Annotated in this window: 12 protein-coding genes; 9 read left to right on the top strand and 3 right to left on the bottom strand. The window is 72.4% G+C overall.

Translation table 11 applies throughout. From position 1 onward, the window contains the following. Positions 1-104: 104 nt before the first annotated feature. The 3 genes from ACIGAN_RS03170 (at position 105) to ACIGAN_RS03160 (ending at position 2,564) form a co-directional block, all read left to right on the top strand. Positions 105-710: a YdbC family protein gene (locus ACIGAN_RS03170; protein WP_365741110.1), complete on the top strand. Its 606-nt coding sequence runs from the start codon at positions 105-107 to the stop codon at positions 708-710. 276 nt (positions 711-986) lie between these two features. Continuing rightward, on the top strand, positions 987-1,646 hold the full coding sequence (locus ACIGAN_RS03165) for a histidine phosphatase family protein (RefSeq protein WP_351360411.1): 660 nt from the start codon (positions 987-989) through the stop codon (positions 1,644-1,646). A gap of 12 nt (positions 1,647-1,658) precedes the next feature. Continuing rightward, positions 1,659-2,564, top strand: coding sequence for an ADP-ribosylglycohydrolase family protein (locus ACIGAN_RS03160; RefSeq protein ID WP_399854580.1), 906 nt, complete (start codon positions 1,659-1,661; stop codon positions 2,562-2,564). A 542-nt stretch (positions 2,565-3,106) separates the two neighbouring features. On the opposite strand, the gene ACIGAN_RS03155 is transcribed toward ACIGAN_RS03160, so the two are convergent. Next, on the bottom strand, positions 3,107-4,657 hold the full coding sequence (locus ACIGAN_RS03155) for an MFS transporter (protein ID WP_399854579.1): 1,551 nt from the start codon (positions 4,655-4,657) through the stop codon (positions 3,107-3,109). A gap of 188 nt (positions 4,658-4,845) precedes the next feature. Between ACIGAN_RS03155 and ACIGAN_RS03150 the strand changes: the two genes are divergently transcribed. From ACIGAN_RS03150 to ACIGAN_RS03140, 3 genes are all read left to right on the top strand, one after another. Beyond that, on the top strand, positions 4,846-5,463 hold the full coding sequence (locus ACIGAN_RS03150; protein ID WP_365741116.1) for a TetR/AcrR family transcriptional regulator: 618 nt from the start codon (positions 4,846-4,848) through the stop codon (positions 5,461-5,463). A gap of 81 nt (positions 5,464-5,544) precedes the next feature. Further along, entirely contained in the window at positions 5,545-6,246 is a 702-nt protein-coding gene (locus ACIGAN_RS03145) for a ribonuclease HII (protein WP_365741118.1), read from the top strand. Positions 6,247-6,314: 68 nt separating this feature from the next. Continuing rightward, complete coding sequence (locus tag ACIGAN_RS03140; protein ID WP_399854578.1) at positions 6,315-6,944, top strand: hypothetical protein; 630 nt, start codon at positions 6,315-6,317, stop codon at positions 6,942-6,944. 332 nt (positions 6,945-7,276) lie between these two features. On the opposite strand, the gene ACIGAN_RS03135 is transcribed toward ACIGAN_RS03140, so the two are convergent. Both ACIGAN_RS03135 and ACIGAN_RS03130 read right to left on the bottom strand, forming a co-directional pair. Then, the gene (locus ACIGAN_RS03135) at positions 7,277-7,891 is read right to left on the bottom strand and encodes a hypothetical protein (RefSeq protein WP_311688392.1); all 615 of its coding nucleotides are present in this window, start codon (positions 7,889-7,891) and stop codon (positions 7,277-7,279) included. 334 nt (positions 7,892-8,225) lie between these two features. After that, positions 8,226-10,391 carry a RecQ family ATP-dependent DNA helicase gene (locus ACIGAN_RS03130; RefSeq protein WP_399854577.1) on the bottom strand — a complete coding sequence of 722 codons (2,166 nt, stop codon included), beginning with the start codon at positions 10,389-10,391 and terminating at the stop codon, positions 8,226-8,228. Positions 10,392-10,533: 142 nt separating this feature from the next. On the opposite strand from ACIGAN_RS03130, the gene ACIGAN_RS03125 reads away from it, so the two are divergent. The 3 genes from ACIGAN_RS03125 (at position 10,534) to ACIGAN_RS03115 (ending at position 16,074) form a co-directional block, all read left to right on the top strand. Beyond that, a complete protein-coding gene (locus tag ACIGAN_RS03125) occupies positions 10,534-12,420 on the top strand; it encodes a DUF4192 domain-containing protein (RefSeq protein ID WP_399854576.1) in 1,887 nt (628 codons plus the stop codon). An 845-nt stretch (positions 12,421-13,265) separates the two neighbouring features. After that, a complete protein-coding gene (locus tag ACIGAN_RS03120; protein ID WP_399854575.1) occupies positions 13,266-15,185 on the top strand; it encodes a glycogen debranching N-terminal domain-containing protein in 1,920 nt (639 codons plus the stop codon). A gap of 130 nt (positions 15,186-15,315) precedes the next feature. Then, positions 15,316-16,074 carry an NUDIX hydrolase gene (locus tag ACIGAN_RS03115; protein WP_184589838.1) on the top strand — a complete coding sequence of 253 codons (759 nt, stop codon included), beginning with the start codon at positions 15,316-15,318 and terminating at the stop codon, positions 16,072-16,074. Positions 16,075-16,099: the final 25 nt, after the last annotated feature.

The raw sequence follows: 16,099 nt of genomic DNA, 5'->3' as shown, positions 1-16,099 counted from the left end.
TCCACGACTGTTTGTCCATCCTGCCACGCGCGCGGGTGCGCGCGTGGCGGAGCTGTCCAGCCGAGAGTGACCGGCGCCACGCTCCCTGGCCTTACCATGGCGCGGTGCTGGTCAAGTGGATTCGCTGCACCGTGGTGGACCGCCGCGGGTTCGAGCGGGGGCAGCGGAAGTGGGCGGGGCTTCTGGGGGAGCCGGGGTTTCGCGGGCAGGGGGGTGGCTGGAGCCGAGGGCGGCCGGACGTGGCGCACATCTTCGCGTTCTGGGAGAGCCGCGCCTTCTACGACTCGTTCATGGCCCGGTCCCACGACCGGCTCGCGTCGGCCCAGTCGGGCACCTTCAAGGACGCCCAGGTCAGGCTGTTCGACTACCGCTTCGACGTGAAGACCGGCTTCGAGCCGCGCTTCACGGACGCCGACCTGCTGCGCGTCGCGCTCTGCCGTGTCCACGAGGAACGGGCAGAGCACTTCGTGCTGATGCAGGAGAAGGTCTGGAATCCGGCGATGGCCGGCTCGCCCGGCATGGTGCGCGGGCTGTTCGGCGAGGCGCCGGGCCACGAGTACCTGGTGCTGTCGATGTGGCGGTCGGCCGCCGAGCACGGCAAGTACCGAACCGAACGTATCGAACGGCTCGCCCTGCGCGCCCAGACGGAGGCGGACGTGGCGGCGCTGACCGGAGCCGTCGTGGACATGGAGCCGAGCTGGACCGTCTGACCCCGGTCGGCGGGCGACCCACCGGACCGTCTGACCCCGGTCGGCGGGCGACGCACCGGACCGTCTGACCCCGGTCGGCGGGCGACGCACCGGACCGTCTGACCCCGGTCGGCGGGCGACCCATCGCATCGTCTGGCTCCCGTCGGCGTGCGACCCGCCGGACCGGGCGGCCGACGGCCTCGCGCGGGCGTGATGCGGGGGCGAATTCGTGTGACCTACGCTGTATGGGTACCGTCCGGGTGCTCGGCGGGCGCTCACCCGATCTAGGGTTTTGGCATGGCACGACCACGGCGCATCGTCCTTGTCCGGCACGGCGAGTCAACGGGCAATGTTGATGACTCCGTGTACGAGCGTGAACCCGACCACGCCCTGGCGCTGACCGACCGCGGTCGACGGCAGGCGGAGGCCACGGGCGAGCACCTGCGCGAGCTGTTCGGCGGCGAACGCGTCAGCGTCTACGTCTCCCCCTACCGGCGGACCCACGAGACGCTGCGCGCCTTCCGCCTCGACCCCGCACTGATACGGGTACGCGAGGAGCCCCGGCTGCGCGAGCAGGACTGGGGGAACTGGCAGGACCGCGACGAGGTCCGCCTCCAGAAGGCCTACCGGGACGCGTACGGCCACTTCTTCTACCGCTTCGCCCAGGGGGAGTCCGGTGCCGACGTGTACGACCGGGTCGGTGGCTTCCTGGAGAGCCTGTTCCGCAGTTTCGAGGATCCCGACCATCCGCCGAACGTCCTCATCGTCACCCACGGGCTGGCCATGCGGCTGTTCTGCATGCGGTGGTTCCACTGGACGGTCGCGGAGTTCGAGTCGCTCTCCAATCCGGGGAACGGCGAGGTGCGGATGCTCGTTCTGGGAGACGACGGCAAGTACACGCTGGACCGGCCGTTCGATCGCTGGCGGGACCCCGAGCCGTACGGGATCTCCGGATAGAGTGGCAGGGCGATGACCTCTGATTTCTCCCCCGACGCGCGCCTGGACCGCGCCCTGGCCGCTCTGCGCGGCCTGTCCGTCGGGGACGCCTTGGGCTCCCAGTACTTCGTGCCGGTGAACTACCCGCTGCTGAAGCGCCGCGAACTACCGCCCGGGCCCTGGCAGTGGACCGACGACACGGAGATGGCGGCCTCCGTCGTCACCGTGCTGGCCGCGCACCACCGCATCGACCAGGACGCCCTCGCTTTGTCTTTCGCCGAGCACCACGACTTCGACCGGGGCTACGGCCCGGCGGTCAGCCGTCTCCTGCGGCTGGTCCGGGAGGGCGGCGACTGGCGCGAGCTCGCCGCTGCCCTCTTCAACGGGCAGGGGTCCTGGGGCAACGGCGCGGCGATGCGGATCGCTCCCCTGGGCGCCTGGTACGCGGACGATCCCGAGCAGGCAACCCACCAGGCGGAGATCTCCGCCTACACCACCCACCAGCACCGCGAGGCCGTGGTCGGCGCCATGGCCGTCGCCGCGGCCGCCGCGTTCGCCGCGGCGCCGGGCGGACCGCCCGGCGCCGAATCGCTCCTCGACGGGGTGATCGACCTGGTCCCCAAGAGCGCTGTGGGGGCGGGCCTGCGCCGGGCCCGGGACATGCTCGACTACGGTGACGCCGCCACGGTTGCGGCGGTGCTGGGCTGCGGGCGGCGGACGACGGCCCACGACACCGTGCCCTTCGCACTCTGGTCGGCGGCGAGGAGTCTCGGCGACTACGAGGAGGCGTTCTGGACGACCGCCCAGGCCGGCGGTGATGTCGACACGACCTGCGCGATCGTGGGGGGCGTGATCGCCTCGGGCAAGGCCGGGACGCCACCTGCCCCGTGGGTGGAGCGGACCGAGGCCCTTCCGGACTGGGTGCCCGCCTCGGTCTGAGGCTCGGCGCGTGGGGTGACGCCCGAGCCGCGGCCTCCGCCCGGGCGCGCGGTGCGACCGCCCGTGTCCGCCTGGACTCGCCGTACGGACATGACGCTCATGTCGTCCCGGCGCTCGACGCGCAGGCGCGACGCCGCGTCGGTCTCAGGCGCGATGCCGCGTCGGTCTCAGGCTCGGCGCCCATGGGCGAAGGGCCTGCCGGCCAGGTTGCCGGACGGTCGGGGGCCGTGCGCTGCCCGATGGCGAACCGATCTCTGCGAACTCTCCGTACACTCCGGGAACTCTCCGTGACCGCCCGCTCGTTGTCCTGCCAACCACTGCGCGTGGTGCCGCAGCGCATGTGCACGTAAGCCGTGTCGGAGTGCGAAAGGGGGGCGATGGTGAAGGTGTTGCTCGCGAGTCTGCTTCACCTCTGGGGCGCGGGCGCTGTCCTACGCCGCCTCCGGACGGGGCGGCGGGTCGCGAACCGGCCCGACAGCTCCCGACAGGCCTGCTCGGGTCCTGCCGGCGAGCCGCCGAGGCCGGTTCGTGACAGCCTCCGGTCAGCCGACCCCTGGCCCGGCCGAGCCGGCCAGCGCCTCCAGGTCGCTCTTGCGGACCTGAATCACCAGCCAGGCCGTGACGACGGCCAGGACGGCCATCGCGGCGGCCGGGATGAACGCCGCGGAGATGCCCTGGGCCAGAACCTCGTGCCCCCAGGGCGCCGGCAGCTGATGCGTGCTGGCGAACTCGGCCTTCTGCTGGGCGGAACCCTCGGCCATGAACTGCGGAAACTGCTTCTCCGCCTCGTCCCTGGTCGCCGAGCCGAAGACCGTCGTCAGGATGGACAGGCCCAGTGCTCCGCCCACCTGCTGCGTGGCGTTGAGGAGGCCGGAGGCAGCACCCGCCTCGTGCTGGGCGACGCCGGAGACGGCGGTGAGCGTCAGCGTGACGAAGTTCAGCCCCATGCCGAAGCCGAAGACCAGCATCGGGCCGAGGACACCTCCGACGTAGGAGCTGTCCGAGCTGATGAGTGCCTGCCAGGCCAGCCCGATCATCGCGAGCATCGAGCCCACGACCATGAAGGGCTTGGGGCCGAGCACGGGCAGGAACCGCTGGGACAGACCGGCGCCCAGCGCGATCACGACCGTCACCGGCAGGAAGGCCAGTCCTGCCTCGATCGGCGTGTAGCCGAGCACGTTCTGCACGAACAGCACGATGTAGAAGAACATCCCGAACATCGCCGCGGCCAGGCTGAGCATGATCACGTAGGTGCCCGAGCGGTTGCGGTCGGCGAACATCCGCAGCGGGGTGATCGGCTCCTTGGCCCGCGACTCGATGATCGCGAACGCCACGAGCAGGACCACCGCGGCACCGAACGAGCCGATGGTGAGGCTGTCCCGCCAACCCTCGTCCGCCGCGCGTATGAAGCCGTAGACGAGGGACGCCATGCCCGCGGTCGAGGTCACCGCGCCCGCGATGTCGAAGCGGCCGGAGTGCCGCTCGGACTCGCCGATGTACAGCGGGGTGAGGACAGCGATCAAAATGCCGATCGGCACGTTCACGAAGAGCACCCAGCGCCAGTCGAGCCACTCGGTGAGCATGCCGCCCGCGAGCAGGCCGATGGCGCCGCCACCGGCGGAGACGGCGGCGAAGACGCCGAAGGCCCGGTTGCGCTCCGGCCCTTCGGGGAACGTGGTGGTGATGAGCGCCAGCGACGTGGGCGACGCGATCGCGCCTCCCACCCCCTGCAGGACGCGTGCGGCCAGCAGCTGCCAGGGTTCCTGCGCGAAACCGCCGAGCAGGGACGCCAGGGTGAACAGCAGGATGCCGGTCATGAAGACCCGGCGGCGGCCGAGGATGTCACCGGCGCGGCCGCCCAGGAGCAGCAGACCGCCGAAGGTGAGCGTGTAGGAGCTGACGACCCAGGTGAGGTCGGTGGTGCTGAACTGGAGCGCGTCTTGAATGTGCGGGAGCGCGATGTTCACAATCGTCGCGTCGAGTACCACCATGAGTTGGCAGGCCGCGATGACCGTGAGCGCGATGCCGGGATGTCCCTCCCGGCGGGCCGCGCCTGGCTTCTTCTGGTCTTGGAGCAATGGAGAGGTTGTCACTATGGGTCCCCCACGAGTGCCTTAGTGAACGCTCGCGTTCACTGTCGCGTCAACGGTAGTGAGTTCCTGACAGTGAACGCAAGCGTTCACTTAGGGCGGCGTCGTTCGGCACATCCCCCTGCGGTGCCGTCCGGCGCGCTCCCCCATCCCCGGAATCCCCGCTTCCACTGCTCGTTGGAGAGAGTCCGATGGTTACCCCGAGCTGGGCGGATGCCCCCGCTCAGACGGCCCGCCGACGCGGCGCCGTGCTCGAACGCGCGATCCTCGACGCCGCGCTGGACCAACTCAGTACCGTCGGCTGGAACGGCCTGACGATGGAAGGTGTCGCCGCCGGCGCCCAGACCGGCAAGGCCGCCGTCTACCGGCGCTGGCCCTCCAAGGAGGACCTCGTCGCCGACGCCCTGCGCGCGGGCCTGCCGACGTTCGACGAGGTGCCCGACGAGGGGAGCGTGCGCGAGGACCTCCTGGCGCTGTGCCTGCGCGCCCGCGACGCGATGTTCTCCCGTCCCGGTTTCGCCCTTCGCTCGGTGATTCACGAATGCGACACGACCCAGGCCGAGCGTTTCCATGCCGTCATCTTCGAGGGCGTCGTGGAACCCACCATCAGGATGCTTCGGGAAGTGATCGAGCGAGGCATAGCCAGAGGTGAAGTGCGTCCTGACGCTGCCAACGGCTATGTCTTCGACGCCATCCCGGCCATGATGATGTACCGCTCCAAGATGTGCGGCTGTGAATGGCGGAACGAACAAGTCGAGGAGATGATCGACCAGTTGATGGTTCCGCTGCTCCGGCCGGACGGCTCCTGACACGAGTCGGTGAGGGCCCCGGTGCCGTAAGGCGGGCCAGGGTGTCGCGGGCGGTTCGGGGCGGCGTAATCTAGGGGCGCCATGCCGTACGAACCGCCTACTCACACCGTCGAGCGCTCCCTTCGAGCCACGACCGGAGCGAAGATCGTTGCAGGTGTCGACGAGGTGGGGCGCGGCGCGTGGGCCGGCCCCGTCACCGTCTGCGCGGCGATCACCGGACTGCGCCGCCCGCCCGAGGGCCTCACGGACTCCAAGCTGCTCACCATCAAGCGACGCACCGAACTCGCCGAGACGCTGCGGACCTGGGTGTCGTCGTACGCCTTGGGGCACGCCTCCCCGGAGGAGATAGACGATCTCGGCATGACCGCCGCCCTGCGGCTCGCGGCCGAGCGTGCACTGAACGCCCTGCCGGTCCGTCCCGACGCCGTCATCCTCGACGGCAAGCACGACTATCTCGGGGCACCCTGGCGGGTGCGTACGGTGATCAAGGGCGACCAGTCGTGCGTGGCGGTCGCGGCGGCCTCGGTGATCGCCAAGGTTCAGCGCGACAAAATGATGGCCGAACTGGGTATCGACCATGCAGACTTCGGTTTTGCGGACAACGCCGGGTATCCGTCACCCGTGCACAAGGCCGCACTGGCGGAGCGGGGCCCCACCCCCTACCACCGGTTGTCGTGGGCGTATCTTGATGCGCTGCCCCAGTGGCGGCATCTCAAGAAGGCCCGCAGCTGGGCGGACGGAAGTGTTCCGGAAATCGAGGGTCAGTTGGGCTTCGATTTCTGACGGTTTCGCTCGCACACATGCGCCACCCGCCGACGCGGGTCGTACCAACGTTTGATAAATATCAACCCATGCCTCTCATCCCCGAGGAGCCTCAGATTCACGAGAGTGCCCAGGGTCCCCGCGCCACTCCGGCCAGCGGCCGCACCGCGCCGACCCCCCGTCCCGTACCCGGCCCCCGTCCCGCGGCTCCGTCGCGTCCCGGTCGTCCTGGGCCACTCAGGCCCGCGCCGCCGGTGCAGCGAACCCCGCGTGACGTGGCCGCCAAGCCCGCTCCGGCGGGCCCTGACGCCGGTGCCGCCGCCCCGGCCACGCCGCAGATCCAGCTGATCCCGGCCTCCGTGGAAGGCGCGCTCGACGCCGCCGAGGAGGCTGTGGACCTACTGCTGGACTCCGGTCGCGCCCCCGGCGACATTCTGGTGATCACGACCGGCGAGCAGCATCCGTGGGCCACGCACGAGCTGTCGTTCGGAGCAGCCTCCTACTGGGCCCAGCACGACGCCCGCGACGACGTCTTCTACACGGACGCCACCGTCGCGGCCCGCGCCGCGTCGCGCCCGGTGGTCGTCGTCGCCGTCAACGGTGGTTCCGAAGCCGCGGCCGCGAGCGCGCTGGCCCTGGCCCACTCCCGGGCCGACGCCCTGCTGATCGTCTGCGGGGACCCGCAGCGGATCAACGCGGTGCTCGGCGCCGGCGTCTGAGCCTCGGCCGCAGCGTCCACCAGGGCGGCGGCGACTGACGTCGCACACCGCTTCGGCGACTCTCGCACGGCGGGCGCTTCAGCCTGCCTTGCGAACGAAACGCGTCGGGGTCGAGGCTGAGCGCTGACCCGCGGCTCGGGTCGGCCGGCCCGAGGCCGGTCGCCGTCTTGTTGTCGTGCCCGGGTGTCGTCGTGCCCGGGTGTCGTCGTGTGCAGGTGCCGTCGTGGCGAGCGTGTCGCCGGGTCGTCCGGGGTGCCCGTGTGAGAGCGGGGCAGGCGCGGGGCCGTGTTGTGCCGCGCCGTGGGACGCGGCCCGGGCGCTCGGTCGGGGCCTCAGCGAGCCGCTGCCGCGCGGCGCAGTATCTCCGAGGCTGCGCCACCGGTACGCGGCTGCGGTGGTGGCGCCTCCGACGTGGCGAACGGCTCCGGCGCCGAGGCCGAGTGCGGCCGGCGTCCGCCACGGTCCTCACCGAGGACCTGCCAGCCGTCACGGGTCAGCGTGATGTACGCCCCGCACCGCAGCCCGTGCAGGGTGCAGGCGTCGCGCAGACCCCACATCCAGGCACCGTCTTCCTCCGTCCAACGCGCGTCGCCCTCACGGCAGTAGAGCAACACAGCGGTGCGCACCGGTGTGCGGCGCCGCAGGTCGTGCGGAATGATGCGGCGCAACTGCGCCAGCAGCACGTTGCGGAACATCCAGCCGTCGGCCGGGGCCGGACGACGGACGAACGAGGCGCTCGCCCGCAGCCGCTCGTCCGGGTCGAGCACGGCGATGACAGCGGTCGCCGGCTGCGGATGGTGCCGGGCGTGCAGTCCGCTGACCACCTCGCGGGGGCTACGCAGCAGGGGGATACCCGCAGCGGCCCATTCCGCGGGTTCGAGCAGGCGGTTGGCGGAAGCGGCGGATGTCGACGCCGCTGCCGAGGCCGGAGCGAATCCGAAGGTCACGGTCCTCCCTTCGGCTACGCGCCCACACTGCGGGCGGGGTCGGATTCCTGGGAGCGCGCACCGCAGGGAAGCCCTACCGAGCGGCGGACGTGCCGTGCGGGGAGCGGACCTCAATTCTTCCTGTCGAACTTGAATGCGGCAACGAGCAATTGAGGCAGCCGACCGTTATCAGGTGATGTGCGGCTAATATCCCCACCCGGTGTGCCGCCGAGCCACCCATGGGGCGTTCGACCACGACACGTTCGTACGCCACGCGGGCGTGGGTCGTCCAGTAGCGTGCGGCAGGAGGCACGGGACCGGCGCCCCGCGCCCACGGCGAGGACGGGCGGCTTCGTCAGCCCTGCACGGCCAGCACCAACGGCAACACCCCTGGGGCGCCGGAGCGTCGGAGCAGGCGGGCAGCGACCGCGAGGGTCCAGCCGGTCTCCGTGTAGTCGTCCACGAGGAGCACCGGGCCCTGTGCCTCGGCGAGGGCGGAGGCCAGAGCGTCCGGCACGGTCAGGGTCCCGTCGAGCGCCTTCAGCCGTTGGGCACTGTTGCTGCGGGGACCCGGGTGCGTGTCGCCCGTGTACTCGACCGCGCCCAGGAGGGGCAGCCGGCCGACCTCCGCGATACGCGTGCCGAGGGAGTGGATCAACCGGGGTCGGGTGCGGGACGCCACGGTGACCACGCCGACCGGGCGCGGTGGGGCGTCCGAAGACCCCGAGGCCCAGCCGCCGGGGCCCCTGGCCCAGTCGGCCAGCACGTCCACCACGGCCTTCGCCACGTCGTCCGGTACCGGCTCGTCGGGTGCCTGGGGCGCTAGCAGGGGTCGGAGCCGGTTGCCCCAGCCGATGTCCGACAGGCGCCCCAACGCCCGTCCCGGGGCGGCCTGTTCGCCGGCCGGGATGCGGCCCTTGAGTTCCACGCCGATCGCGGGCAGGCCGGTCGGCCACATCCGCCGGGGTTCCACCTCCACGCCCGCGCGTCCCAGGTCCACGCGCGCGGCGTCGAGCGCCTCCACTGACGTGTCGGCGGTGAAGCGCGGTCCCGCGCAGTTGTCGCAGCGGCCGCACGGCTTCGCTGCCTCGTCATCCAGTTGGCGCTGCAGGAACTCCATGCGGCAGTCCGTCGTCGACGCGTACGCGCGCATGGCCTGCTGTTCGGCCTCGCGTTGACGCGCCACCCACGCGTACCGCTCCGCGTCGTACGTCCACGGCTGCCCGGTCGCGATCCAGCCGCCCTTGACCCGCTTGACCGCGCCGTCCACGTCCAGGACCTTGAGCATCGTCTCCAGACGGGAGCGGCGCAGCTCGACCAGAGGCTCCAGCGCGGGCAGTGACAGCGGCTTCTCCGCGCGGGCGAGGACGTCGAGCGTGCGGCGCACCAGGTCCTCCGATGGGAAGGCGAGCGACGCGAAGTACTTCCAGATCGCCTCGTCCTCCTTGCCCGGCAGCAGGAGCACCTCGGCGTGCGCGACACCACGGCCCGCGCGCCCCACCTGCTGGTAGTAGGCGATGGGGGAGGAGGGCGAGCCGAGATGCACCACGAAACCCAGGTCGGGCTTGTCGAAGCCCATGCCGAGCGCCGAGGTGGCGACCAGTGCCTTCACCTTGTTGGCGAGCAGGTCCTCCTCGGCCTGCTGGCGATCGGCGTTCTCCGTCTTGCCGGTGTACGACGCGACCGTGTGTCCGCGCTGCCGGAGGAAGGCGGTGACCTCCTCGGCGGCGGCCACGGTGAGCGTGTAGATGATGCCCGAGCCCGGCAGGTCGTCGAGGTGCTCGGCGAGCCACGCCATCCGGTGCGCGGCGTCCGGCAGCCGCAGCACGCTCAGACTCAGACTGTCCCGGTCCAGCGGCCCTCGCAGCACCAGGGCGTCCGAGCCGCCACCCGTGCCGAGCTGTTCGGCGACGTCGGCCGTCACGCGCGCGTTGGCCGTGGCGGTGGTCGCGAGCACCGGCACACCGGGCGGCAGGTCGGCGAGCATGGTGCGCAGCCGGCGGTAGTCCGGCCGGAAGTCGTGGCCCCAGTCGGAGATGCAGTGCGCCTCGTCCACGACCAGCAGCCCGGTGGCGGCGGCGAGCCTGGGCAGCACCTGGTCCCGGAAGTCCGGGTTGTTGAGCCGCTCGGGGCTGACCAGCAGGACGTCGACCGCGCCCGCGGCGATCTCGTCCTGCACGGCTTCCCACTCCTCGGTGTTGGAGGAGTTGATGGTGCGGGCGTGGATGCCGGCCCGGGCCGCCGCCTCGACCTGGTTCCGCATGAGCGCGAGCAGCGGTGACACGATCACGGTCGGACCGCTGCCCTGCGCCCGCAACAGCGAGGTCGCCACGAAGTACACCGCGGACTTGCCCCATCCCGTGCGCTGGACGACCAGGGCCCGGCGTCTGTCGGCGACCAGCGCCTCGATCGCCCGCCACTGATCCTCACGCAGCCGGGCCGCTCCCGATTCGTCCCCGACGAGACGGGTGAGGACGGCGTCGGCCGCCGCCCGGAGATCCGCGTTGCTCGTGTGCTCCATGCGTCCCATACAACAGGACGGCGGTGACAGCGGGCGCGGTGCCTGTGGACAGCGGCGCTCGCGTCGTGCCCTATGACGTGTCCCTGATCGAGGTTATCCACAGGGCAAAGCGGAATCTTGTATTTCGCGAGATCGTCCTCGCATGACGAACCACGGCGAAACGACTGGACCCTCCGAAAACGGCGACATCGGGGTGTCCGGTGCACATCGTGCTCCCGCAGCGGACGGACGGGGCAGCGGACGGGAAGGCGGACAGGGCGGCGGAGGGGTAAGCGGGCCTGGGAGCGGACAGGCAAGCGAGCCTGGGAGGGGACAGGCAAGCGGGCAGGGGAGTGGACGGGAAAGCGCACAGGGGACTGGACAGGAGATGCCAGCCGACCACCCGGGTGGAACGCCTGTCCCCGGCCAGGCATACGGCAGTCACGGCGGCGAGCACCAGGTCACCCTGCGCACCCCGGCCGAACTGGCCGACGCCCTGCCCTACCTGCTCGGGTACCGGCCGGAGGACAGCATCGTCCTCGTCGCCCTGCACGACAAGGACGGCCGAGGCCGGTTCGGGGGCCGGGCCCGGCTCGGCATCCCCGCCCACGAGGACGACTGGCCCTCCGCCGCCCGGCAACTGGCGCACGGCCTGGTGAAAGGCAGCGAACGCAGAGGAGCCCGGCCCCAGTCGATGGTGGCCTTCCTGTGCCAGGAGCCGGAGAAGGGCCGGACCGGGCGCGAGGTCATGGAGAGGCTGAGGCCCCTGGCCCAGCGGCTGCGTGTCGAGTGCGGTTCACTCGACGTGGTGGTCGTGGAAGCCCTGTGCATCTCGGAGGGACGCTACTGGTCGTACTGCTGTGACAACCCGGTCTGCTGCTCCCCCGAGGGAGCGCCCATGGGGCTGCCCGGCACCTCCGTGCTCGCCGCCGCGGCCGCCTATGCCGGCATCCAGGTCCGCGGCACGCTCAAGGAGCTGCGAACCCGCCTCCAGCCCTGGGAGATCGCCGCGGCCCTCGATCAGGAGACCGCTCTGGACACCGCGAGCATGGCGCTCGTCCCTCGCATCCTGGACGAGGCAGGACGCGCCGAGGTCGCCGACGAGACGCTCGAGCTGGCACGGATGATGCTGGACCGCCTGGCAGGGGCGGAGCCCGTCTCCGGCACGCTCCTGGCGGACCTCCGTGACGACGAACTGATCGGGCACGAGGAGGCCGCGCGGCTGATCCTCGGTCTCCAGGACCGGTCGACCCGTGACCGGGTGGCCGAGTGGATGGAGGGCGACGAGGCCGCACTCGCCCTGCGCCTCTGGCGGACCCTGGCCCGCCGCTGCGTGGGTCCCTACGGGGAACATGCCGCCGCGCCACTCACCCTCGCCGGCTGGGTCGCATGGTCGACCGGTGACGAGCTGGAAGCGCGAGAAGCCCTGGCCATGGCCTTGGGCGCGGATCCCGACTACCTCTTCGCCCGTCTCCTGCACCAAGCCTGCAACGAAGGGCTCGAACCGGAGTCGATCCGCCGTTGCCTGCGGGCGGAGCGGGCGGAGCGGTCGGAGCGGGCAGAGCGGGCAGAGCGGGCGGGACGCGGGCGGGCACGGGCTGAGGCTCCGGAAGTCGCTGATCGGGCCGAGGGCCTGCCGGCGGGGGAGGCGGGCTCGGTGCTTGAAGCGGCCGGTGGGGCAAGGGCAACGGGATCGGCCGCTACGGAAGCCCAGGTGGTCGATGCGGAGGCAGGAGCGGATGCTTCGGAGACGGAAGAAGTGCCGTCCCGGGCCCATTCAGTCCCTTCACCCAGTACGGCGCACCTTCGCCGCCGTCGCCGCCCACGTTCCGCAGGAGCGTCCCACCGGCGTACGCCGACGGGCCTTCCGCGCCCTGCGGGCGCTGCCGACGCTGTCACGCGCCCCGGCCGGGCGGCGTCGCGGAACGGCGGGCGACCCGGGACCGCGCGTGTGGACGGCACGCGTGGGTCGCACGAAGCGGTCCTGCCCAGCAGGGACATGGGACAGGAGGCCACCCGTCCCGACCGGAGCACGGAGGGAGAGGAGTGAGCACCCGGGCCACCTGGGCGACTCGGGCTACCCGGGCCACCTGGGCCACCCGGGCCCTCCGCGCCGGCCGGGTCACCCGGGCCACCTGGGCCCTCCGCGCAAGCCGGGTCACCCGGGCCACCTGGGCCCTCCGCGCCAGCCGGGTCACCTGGGCGACCCGGGCCACCCGGGCCGTCCAGACCTTCCGCGCCACCCGGGCCGCGCGGCCCCTCCGCGCCTCCCGGGCGACCCGGGCGTGGAAGGGGCCGGGGCGCGGGCGTGACTCCGATGACGTCCCCACCGTTCACCTGAGTGGCGGAACGCCCGGACCGGCCGCGACGCCGCACTGCCCCTGCCCCGTCGGAGCCCTCCGGCGCCGAACCCGATCGAGGCGCACCGAGCGCAGAGGAAGCCTTCCCATGCATCAGCCGACTCCGCCCTCCGCCGCCGACGACCGCCACAGCGCCCCGGGCATCCCGATGCCCCCCGCCGAATCCGAGCCGGCGTCCGAGGTGCAGGCCGGGCCAGGCACCCCGTCGCCAGGTGTGGCCGGCGCACCCCCACGCGCAGCGGCCCAGGCGGACGGCTTCGGGCCCCGATTCCCCGGCGGCGCTGCCCACGGCTCACCTCCTACGGGTCCGGACCGGGTCCCGCCCGCTGTGGCGGGACCGGGACGGCCGTCCTCCCGCTGGAGGGAGCCGGACCCTCGATCCGCTTCCGCTCAGGCATACGGCTCGCGCTCGCCTCTCTCGCCGCCATCGCCCCAGGGCCGGGCCCCGACACCCACGGGCCAAGCGCCACCTCCCCGGGGAGCCACCATCCCCGGACTGCGCTGGTCCGCCGACCTGCCGCCCGCCCACACGGCGATGATCTGTGTCGCCCTTCCCGGCCTGGCCATCTCGACGGAGGCGGGGCAGCTGACCGGGCGGGGGCTGGAGGGCTTCTACCGTGCCGGCCGACGCGTGCTCTCCCGATGCGAGATCCGTGTGGCCGGACGGGAGCCCCTGGCGGTGCAGGCCCGGATGATTGCCGCCGACCGCGCTCGTTTCGTGGGCACGCTCCGCACGTCCCCGCAGGCGGGACCGGACCCGGACGTGGTGGTGGAACGCAACCGCTACGCGGACGGCACCGAGCGCATCACCCTGCACAGCGCGGCTTCCCGTCCGCTGCGCCTGCCCGTCGAAGTGGCCCTGGGCTCGGACCTCGCCGACCTCGGAGCGATCGCCTCCGGCAACGCGGGTCCGGAACTCGCCCCCAGCGTCCATGACTCGGGCCTGCGCTGGTCCTGCGCCACCGGCAACGCGTCCGTCACGGCCGAGCCGCCTCCCTCGGACGCCCTCGCCTCGGCCGGGCTGTTGCGCTGGGAGCTGGACCTGCCGCCGGGCGGCAGCAGAAGCGTGGAACTGCGGGTGCGGCCGGACGGCGCGGGTCCGCTCCGAGCAGTCGGCCGCGCGGCGACCAGCCCTCTGGCCCCGGCACACGCGGAGGGCGACGATCCCACAGCCGCCGCCCTGCTGCGGACGAGCATCCAGGACCTCCAGGCCCTGCTGCTGCGGGACCCTGCCCACCCCACCGACACCCATCTCGCGGCAGGAGCACCCTGGCGCTGCGGGATGGCCCCGGCCGATGCGCTCGTCGCCGCCCGCATGGTCCTGCCCCTGGGCACGGGCTTGGCCGCGGGGACACTGCGCATCCTCGCCCGCACCCAACTCACCGGCCCAGGAACGCAGTCCGGGATGATCCCCGGCCCGAGACGGGACGCCGGCCCCCTCCTGCCGCCGCACTGCACCGGCACCGAGGCCACGCTGCTCTTCCCGGTCCTGCTCGCCGAAGCCCGCCGCTGGGGTCTCCCCGAGCAGGAGACGGAGGCCCTGCTGCCCGCCGCCGAACGGTGCCTGAACTGGCTGCGGGCCGCGGTGGGGGACGACCCGTACCTGCGCGACCCGCACTCCCGCGGTCTCACCCGCTGCGAGACACAGGCACACGCTCACCGGGCCGCGCTGCTCGGCGCCGACCTGCTCGAGGCCTGCGGACGCACGGGCGGGGACGGGCTCAGACAGTGGGCACAGGCCCTGAGGACCGCGTTCAGGAAGGACTTCTGGGTGGACGACCTGGGAGGCGGAAGACCTGCGGTGGCCCGCACGCCGGACGGCAGGCTCGTGCCGCACCTCAGCTCGGCCGCGGCCCACCTTCTCGACACCGGTCTGCTGGGCGGGGGAGTCATGGCGCCGGGGCTGCTCGACAAAGTGCAGACCGACCACCTCGCCCGGTTGCTCGGCAGTCCGGCCATGGACTCGGGGTGGGGCCTGCGGGGACTCGGTGCGAAGGAACGGGGTTTCAACCCGTTCGGGCACCGCGCCGGGGCCGTACGGGTTCAGGAGACGGCCCTCGCCGTCGCGGGACTGGCCGCCGCCGACTACGAGAAGGAGGCGGCGTCGCTGCTGCGCGGCGCCCTCGCGGCCGCCGCGACCTTCGACCACCGCCTGCCCGAGATGTACGCGGGGGAGCAGCGCGCCGAGGGCGGCGCACCGCTCCCGCACCCGGCGGCCTGCCGTCCGGCGGCCACCGCGGCAGCCGCCGGAGTGCTGCTGCTGACCACGCTCGCCGGCATCCGCCCCGACGCCCCGGCCGGGACGGTCACCCTGCGGCCCGTGCGCGGCGCACCCCTCGGCGAGATCGGCTTCACCGGTCTGCGGGTGGCCGGTGCCCCGTTCTCCGTGCGGGTCAGCCGCCTGGGCCTCGCCATGGTCGAAGAGGCGGCCGACGGACTGCAACTGGGGGTGTGACCTGCCAGGATCTGTCATCTTCGGAACGCTCGGCGAGACGCTCGAGCCCATTCCGTACCCAAGTGGATCAGTAAGCGAAGCGACCGGCGAAGGGAGTGTTTATCGTCAGGCAGACGACTATGATCGCGGCATGCCCTACGACCCGTCAGCGTTTCCGCCCTTCGCCGTCACCGTGGACCTGGTCGTGCTGACCGTGCGCCGCCATGCCCTGTGTGCGCTGGCGGTACGCAGGGGCGAACCGCCGTTCCAGGGGCGGTGGGCGCTCCCCGGCGGTTTCGTGCGGGCCGACGAGGACCTGGCGCAGGCGGCGGCACGCGAGCTCGCGGAGGAGACCGGGCTGCGTGTCCACGACCCCGCCGTCCCCGCCCAGGACAACGGTGCTCATCTGGAGCAGCTCGCAACCTACGGTGACCCCAAGCGGGACCCCCGCATGCGGGTCGTCAGCGTCGCGCACCTCGCCCTCGCACCGGACCTGCCCGCGCCGAGGGCGGGCGGTGACGCCAGCAACGCCCGCTGGGCTCCGGTCGAGGAACTGCTGCAGCAGGGCGGGTACGGACGGGACGCCGAGCCGGTCGCGCCGCTGGCCTTCGACCACGCGCAGATCCTGGCGGACGGGGTCGAGCGCGCCCGTTCGAAGATCGAGTACTCGTCGCTGGCCACGGCTTTCTGCCCGCCCGAGTTCACGGTCGGGGAGCTGCGGCGCGTCTACGAAGCGGTGTGGGGCGTGGCGCTCGACCCGCGCAACTTCCACCGCAAGGTGACCGGCACGCCGGGCTTCCTCGTCCCCACGGGCGGGACGACCACCCGGCAGGGCGGCCGCCCGGCGCAGCTGTTCCGCGCGGGAGGGGCGACCCTGCTCAACCCCCCGATGCTGCGCCCCGAGGTGTGATCGCCGGAGCGGACCGTCACGACCG

It is taken from the genome of Streptomyces sp. NPDC085931, assembly GCF_044540565.1.
In the GTDB taxonomy this organism is placed as follows: Bacteria; Actinomycetota; Actinomycetes; order Streptomycetales; family Streptomycetaceae; genus Streptomyces.
The sequence above is the reverse complement of the archived record's forward strand: the minus strand, read 5'-3'. Positions and strand labels throughout refer to the sequence as shown.

Excerpts from the sequence above, each read along its gene's own strand:
- ACIGAN_RS03145 (WP_365741118.1), top strand. The coding sequence starts at position 5,545 with ATGCCGTACGAACCGCCTACTCACACCGTCGAGCGCTCCCTTCGAGCC.
- ACIGAN_RS03115 (WP_184589838.1), top strand. The coding sequence starts at position 15,316 with ATGCCCTACGACCCGTCAGCGTTTCCGCCCTTCGCCGTCACCGTGGAC.
- ACIGAN_RS03165 (WP_351360411.1), top strand. The coding sequence starts at position 987 with ATGGCACGACCACGGCGCATCGTCCTTGTCCGGCACGGCGAGTCAACG.
- ACIGAN_RS03140 (WP_399854578.1), top strand. The coding sequence starts at position 6,315 with ATGCCTCTCATCCCCGAGGAGCCTCAGATTCACGAGAGTGCCCAGGGT.
- ACIGAN_RS03125 (WP_399854576.1), top strand. The coding sequence starts at position 10,534 with ATGACGAACCACGGCGAAACGACTGGACCCTCCGAAAACGGCGACATC.
- ACIGAN_RS03130 (WP_399854577.1), bottom strand. The coding sequence starts at position 10,391 with ATGGAGCACACGAGCAACGCGGATCTCCGGGCGGCGGCCGACGCCGTC.
- ACIGAN_RS03120 (WP_399854575.1), top strand. The coding sequence starts at position 13,266 with ATGATCTGTGTCGCCCTTCCCGGCCTGGCCATCTCGACGGAGGCGGGG.
- ACIGAN_RS03150 (WP_365741116.1), top strand. The coding sequence starts at position 4,846 with ATGGTTACCCCGAGCTGGGCGGATGCCCCCGCTCAGACGGCCCGCCGA.
- ACIGAN_RS03160 (WP_399854580.1), top strand. The coding sequence starts at position 1,659 with ATGACCTCTGATTTCTCCCCCGACGCGCGCCTGGACCGCGCCCTGGCC.